We start from the raw sequence: 3,965 nt of genomic DNA, 5'->3' as shown, positions 1-3,965 counted from the left end.
TCCACTGTGAACATCCTTTCGGCCTCTCCATGCCAGTCAAAGACATCGAGATGGCCTAGCAGGACCGGTACACTTTCGCGCCGCCCTCAAAGGCCGCCGAAAAGCCGGTTCAGTGGTACATTTTGCGCCCGCGCTTTATAGCCGCAATGCCGGCATTGCTGCTTTCCGCTTCGGCGCTCGGCGGCTGTGCGCATCTGACGAAACCCCCGGAGATTGCGCTTGATGACGCGGCGGCGTCGGCTGTTTTGCAGCTGGACCCGCCAGCGCCCGTGCAGGTCGTGAAACTGCCTACGCCGCTCCCACTCCCCGGCCAGTTGAAACCGCTCCCGAAGGGCAAGGCCCCGCCGGAGCCTGGCGACCCGACCGTGCGCGTCAATCAGGCCAATGCCGCCGCCCGCGTGCAGCCGGTGCGCGACGGCTTCATCAACGCCGTGCAGGTCTATCCTTTCTCCGGAGGCGCCCTCTACCAGGTCTACACAGCGCCGGGCCAGGTCACCGATGTCGCCCTCCAGGAGGGCGAACAACTCGTCGGATCCGGCCCCGTCGCCGCCGGCGACACGGTGCGCTGGATCATCGGCGACACCGAAAGCGGCGCGGTCGCCACCAAGCGCATCCACATCCTGGTGAAGCCGACGCGGCCGGACCTTCTGACCAACCTCGTGATCAACACCGATCGGCGGACATACCTCCTCGAACTTCGCTCGACGAGCGCGACCTATATGGCGTCGGTGTCCTGGCAATATCCGCAGGACCAGCTCATCGCGCTTCGCCGTCAGAACGTCGCGGCCGCGACGGCGTCGCCGATCGACGCCGGAATCGACGTCTCAAAACTTCGGTTCCGCTATCAGATCACCGGCGACAATCCGGCGTGGCGGCCTCTCTCGGCGTTCGATGACAGTTCCAAGGTCTATATCGAAATGCCGCGCGGTCTCGCCCAGGGCGAGGCGCCGCCGCTCTTCGTGATCGGACCTGAAGGCGACGGCCAGCTCGTCAATTACCGCGTCCGCCAGAACTACTACATCGTCGATCGACTTTTCGCCGCCGCCGAGCTTCGCCTGGGTGGGGAACACCAGCAAACCGTGCGCATCTACCGCACCGATGGGAGGGTGCGATGAGCGAAGACCCGGAAGGGAATGCCGGGCCAGCATCGCCGGCGGCTCCGGACCCGTCGCTGCGGCTGCGCTCCGAGCGGCCGCGCGTCACCCGCCTTTCGCGCAAGGTACTGGCCGGCGGTGCCGCGATCGCGTTGGTCGCGGTCTCCGCCGCCGTGTTCTGGGCGCTCCAGAACAACGGCAAACGCGGAGCACCGGAAGAACTTTACAGCACCGACCATCGCACGACCGCCGACGGCCTGGCCGGTCTCCCCCGCGACTATGCCGGCATACCTCGGCAGGCGCCCCAGCTTGGGCCACCGCTGCCCGGCGATCTCGGCCGGCCGATGCTCAACGCCGGAGTCGCGCCGAGCACCTTGGTTCCGACCGGGCCGGCCGTGGATCCGGAAGCGCAGCGCCGCGCCCAGGAAATCGAAGCCGCCCGGCTGAGCCGGTTGTTCGCATCGACGAATATCCGCGAGCTGCCGGCGCCAACGCTTCCGCCTGTGGCGATGCCGGATGGCGCGACGACGTCAGGTCAGGCGCCGCAACTCTCGACGGACGGGGCGTTCGCGCAGAATGGCCAGGACCGCAAGCTGGCCTTCACCAACGCCTCGGTCGATCGGCGAACGACCAGCCCGGACCGGCTGGCCGCGCCCGCCTCGGCCTATGTTGTGCAAGCCGGGACCGTCATTCCCGGCGCGCTGCTGACCGGCATCCGTTCCGATCTTCCCGGTCAGATCACCGCCCAGGTGACCGAGAACGTCTATGACAGCCCAAGCGGCCGGTCGCTGCTGATTCCCCAAGGCGCCCGTCTCATCGGCACATACGACAGCCAGGTTGCGTTCGGTCAGTCGCGCGTCCTGCTGGTCTGGACCCGTTTGATCATGCCGAACGGCAAATCAATCGTGCTGGAACGCCAGCCAGGCGCTGACGCCGCGGGCTATTCCGGGCTCGAAGACGAGGTGGATAACCACTGGGGCATGCTGTTCAAGGCCGCGATGCTCTCGACCCTTCTGAGCGTCGGGTCAGAAGCAGGCACAGGTAGCAACGAGAACTCTCTCGTCCAGGCGCTGAGGCAGGGCGCGTCCCAGAGCGTCAACCAGACGGGCCAGCAAATCGTGGGGCGTTATCTCAACATCCAGCCGACCCTGACGATCCGTCCGGGTTTCCCGGTGCGCGTGATTGTCAACCGGGATCTCGTGCTCGAACCTTATCAAGGCTGAGGAGGCGATCGATGGCAAAGCTGAAACTCGGCGCGATTGCCGACGACAAGCCGATCAAGCTGACGGTCGAATTACCGGCGGCGATACACCGCGACCTCGTAGCCTATGCCGATGCCCTGTCTCGAGAAACCGGACAAGCCACGATCGATCCCGCCAAGCTCGTCGCTCCGATGCTGGCGCGCTTCATCGCCGGCGACCGCGCCTTCGCCAAACTGCGCAGCGTCAGGAAGCCCACTTCGGCGCGTCCGGCGCCGGGCGGCCCGACGCCAGCGAGCGAGCAAGGCTGAGGAATCGCCGCAGCGCTGGATTGTCATTGCCCGGCAACCAAACCGCGCTGTACGACAGCATGTCTTCCGCGGTCGCCAGCGGGCGGAAAACGACCTCGGGATACCGGGTCGCGGTCGCCGCTTCGCTGGCGATGCTGATGCCGAAGCCAAGGGCGACCAAATGCATCAAGGTCTCGCCGCCGACGCCATGGCGCTCGATCGATGGACCTCGTCCGAAGGCCGTCGTCCGGCGGACGATGTAGTCATGGATCTCCGGACCAGGTGCATCCCGGCTGACGATGAAATCCTCGTCCTTCAGGGACTCCCAATGGATCGCGTCGCCATCGGCAAGAACATGGTGCTCGGGCAACGCCGCGAAGACCCGCGCCTCCCACAGAACGACGCTGTCGCAGTGTGTCGCCAACGGTGTCCCAGTGACGAAAGCGACATCGAGATTCCGCTCCGTGATCCGGGCGAGATGCTCGCTCGCCGAGCCTTCGACGATCTCCATGGCGATCGCGGGGTGGTGCTCGCGATAGCTGCCGAGCAGGTTGCGCAGGAAGCCGCCCGATACCGAGGCCAGAATCCCAATCCGGATCACACCCTCCGCGCCGCGCCCGGCACTGGCGGCCGCCTTCATCGCGTGATCAATTTCCGAAAGAGCTGGACGCGTCCTCTCCAGAAACCGGCGTCCGGCCTCCGTCAACCGGACCCCGGTCGAGTCGCGCTCGAAGAGCGACACGCCCAGTTTGTCCTCCAGCGCCCGAACACGGCGACTGACCGCCGACTGCCGGACACCGAGAACCTGTGCGGCGCGGCTGAAGCTCAGATGCTCGGCTACCAAAAGCGCCTGTGTGACGGAAACGAGGTCAATCATGCATCTGCCTCCAATGTGACCCTTGCGCGTGAGTGCAGCGCAGCAAGTGTGGCCTAGCCATTGAGGCATAACGGAGGCGTTGATTTTCTTACGAAATATTAACCGATGGTTAACTATACAACGCAAGCGTCCATCCGGCGCCGTTCACTCGTCGGGCTTGAAACTCCATGGCATCAGCGCCTCGATGTCCTTGTTGGGCCATCGGTTGGCGATTCGCTCCAGGGTCTGTTTCGCCCAGGCGTTGGGGTCGACGCCGTTCATCTTGCACGTCTGAAGCATGGTGGCGATGGACGCCCATGTCCGCCCTCCGCCGGCGGAACCGGCGAAAAGTGAGTTCTTTCTGGTAATTGCCTGGGGCCTGATTGCTCGCTCGACGATATTGGAGTCCAGCTCAACCCGGCCATCCTCAAGGAAGCGTCCGAGAGCTGTTCGCTGCGATCGGGCATAGCGGATCGCCTCGGCCAGTTTCGATTTGCCGGAGATGCGCGGCAGTTCGCGCTCCCAG

Annotated in this window: 5 protein-coding genes; 3 read left to right on the top strand and 2 right to left on the bottom strand. The window is 65.1% G+C overall.

Translation table 11 applies throughout. The features are described from left to right. The first annotated feature begins 146 nt into the window (after positions 1-146). The 3 genes from trbG to QZY01_RS17555 are packed head-to-tail and all read left to right on the top strand — an operon-like array spanning position 147 to position 2,604. A complete protein-coding gene (trbG, locus tag QZY01_RS17565; RefSeq protein ID WP_294539765.1) occupies positions 147-1,115 on the top strand; it encodes a P-type conjugative transfer protein TrbG in 969 nt (322 codons plus the stop codon). Continuing rightward, complete coding sequence (locus QZY01_RS17560) at positions 1,112-2,317, top strand: TrbI/VirB10 family protein (protein WP_294539762.1); 1,206 nt, start codon at positions 1,112-1,114, stop codon at positions 2,315-2,317. Before trbG ends, QZY01_RS17560 begins: the two co-directional genes overlap by 4 nt. 11 nt (positions 2,318-2,328) lie before the next feature. Beyond that, entirely contained in the window at positions 2,329-2,604 is a 276-nt protein-coding gene (locus QZY01_RS17555; RefSeq protein ID WP_294539759.1) for a DUF2274 domain-containing protein, read from the top strand. On the opposite strand, the gene QZY01_RS17550 is transcribed toward QZY01_RS17555, so the two are convergent. Together QZY01_RS17550 and QZY01_RS17545 are read right to left on the bottom strand one after the other, a co-directional pair. Beyond that, on the bottom strand, positions 2,540-3,460 hold the full coding sequence (locus QZY01_RS17550) for a LysR family transcriptional regulator (RefSeq protein ID WP_294539757.1): 921 nt from the start codon (positions 3,458-3,460) through the stop codon (positions 2,540-2,542). The genes QZY01_RS17555 and QZY01_RS17550 overlap by 65 nt on opposite strands. A 144-nt stretch (positions 3,461-3,604) precedes the next feature. Further along, the coding region (locus QZY01_RS17545) for a transposase (RefSeq protein WP_294539755.1) at positions 3,605-3,965 on the bottom strand (361 nt) is incomplete at its 5' end.

Origin of the sequence: uncultured Rhodoblastus sp. (assembly GCF_903903185.1) — a bacterium.
GTDB lineage: Bacteria > Pseudomonadota > Alphaproteobacteria > Rhizobiales > Beijerinckiaceae > Rhodoblastus.
The sequence above is the reverse complement of the archived record's forward strand: the minus strand, read 5'-3'. Positions and strand labels throughout refer to the sequence as shown.